Source organism: SAR324 cluster bacterium (assembly GCA_029245725.1).
Classification (GTDB): domain Bacteria; phylum SAR324; class SAR324; order SAR324; family NAC60-12; genus JCVI-SCAAA005.
This window is the reverse complement of the sequence record JAQWOT010000305.1, coordinates 1-1,538: the sequence shown is the minus strand read 5'-3', so window position 1 is coordinate 1,538 and position 1,538 is coordinate 1. Positions and strand designations below refer to the sequence as shown.

Below are 1,538 nucleotides of genomic sequence, written 5' to 3'. Positions count from 1 at the left end.
CGGAAAAATTGCAGGGATCTCCGGCATCTTTCGTGGTCTTCTGGTCCCCCAGTCAGGTGGAATCGCATGGCGAGCAATGTTCATTGGAGGGATGGTTTTGGCCGGCCTCGTGATGGTGCTGGTTTCACCGGAGATGTTTGTGGATACTGCTGAACGGGGCATGGTCACTACCTTGTTGGCAGGTCTTCTCGTTGGTATTGGGGTTCGAATTGGGAGTGGTTGCACCAGTGGACATGGCATTTGTGGAATCGGCAGACTCTCTTTGCGTTCGATGGCCTCGGTCGGAATATTCATAGCTGCTGGAATCGGAATGGTTTGGATCACCAATCATCTATTAGGAGGCTTGTTATGATTGAGGTGCTGCGTAGTCGTGAAAACTTAATAAGCCTTGCAGTAGGCTTCGTTTTTGGAATTGGACTAGCCATCAGTGGGATGACCCAACCTGGTAAAGTGATTGGTTTCCTGGATTTTACTGGAAACTGGGACCCAAGCCTGATTTTTGTGATGGGTGGAGGAACGGGTGTGTATATGCTGCTCTATCGCCTGATTTTAAGGAATGAACAACCTCGCTTTACGAGTTTTTTTCAGCTCCCAACGTCTAAGGTGATTGATCGACCGTTGGTAATCGGAGCGGTGATTTTTGGATTGGGTTGGGGATTGAGCGGTTTCTGTCCTGGACCTGGGTTGACCTCCATATTTTCAGGAAATATTAACCCAATCCTTTTCGTGATTGGGATGTCAGCGGGAATGCTGGCTGCACCAAGGGTGGAAAATCTAATGATTCCCCGACAGGTAAAGCCTCAAGGCTGAACTGCTATCTGGTGAGTCGGGCAATCCTTACCAACTCACCAGATAAATTAGGAATAGAACGCACTAGAGAACGCAGGCCGGTACTGTTGGGTAACTTCGCTGTCTTCTCCAAGAAATTTAAAAGTGGCAACACATGCCTTCCGGGCAACTTCACGATATTCCTGTTCTTCCCGTTCTTTCTTCAGAGCTTCAATCCAATGCTTGAGAGCCTGATCAAAGCGCCCTCGTCTTAATTCATTAATCCCCTCTTTCATTAGAACTTGATTTGGACTAGCTGGCAGGTTTTGCAGGAACTCATCATCCAACATCCCCACCAGCATTCGAAGAGCCTCCGCAACATCAAAGAATTTAGAATCGGGTCCTATGGACTCAATCAACACCACCGCTTGCTTTTGGAGATCCTCATCTTGAGAAACCAAGTAAATTCGAGCAAGTAGCGTTCTTCCTTCATCATGATCTGGTTCTTCATTCAATATACGTTTCAGAGCGAGCAGGGCCTGATCCACTTCTCCTACTTCCAGTGCTTCTTTGGCAAACTCCAGAAGTTGGTTGTTGCCACTATTTCCCGGTAGCGTTTGCTCCAACCACTGGTGAATGGATGATTCTGGTAGTGCACCGGTGAATTCATTGACTACTTCTCCATCAATGAAGAGTTTCACAGCGGGAATACTGCGAATTTGAAAATGCATCGCGATTTCTTGATGTATCTCCGTGTTGACCTTGACAAG

The 1,538-nt window shown here is 47.3% G+C and carries 3 protein-coding genes; 2 read left to right on the top strand and 1 reads right to left on the bottom strand.

The features are described from left to right. Positions 1-352 (top strand): YeeE/YedE thiosulfate transporter family protein (locus P8O70_16240; GenBank protein MDG2198393.1); only part of this gene is annotated, 352 nt, incomplete at its 5' end. Further along, complete coding sequence (locus P8O70_16235) at positions 349-810, top strand: YeeE/YedE family protein (protein ID MDG2198392.1); 462 nt, start codon at positions 349-351, stop codon at positions 808-810. The genes P8O70_16240 and P8O70_16235, both read left to right, overlap by 4 nt. A 47-nt stretch (positions 811-857) precedes the next feature. On the opposite strand, the gene P8O70_16230 is transcribed toward P8O70_16235, so the two are convergent. After that, positions 858-1,538, bottom strand: a 681-nt coding sequence (locus tag P8O70_16230) for a tetratricopeptide repeat protein (protein ID MDG2198391.1), incomplete at its 5' end; no start/stop codon positions are given.

Bases quoted from the DNA above. Each gene is read 5' to 3' on its own strand.
- P8O70_16235 (MDG2198392.1), top strand. From the start codon at position 349: ATGATTGAGGTGCTGCGTAGTCGTGAAAACTTAATAAGCCTTGCAGTA.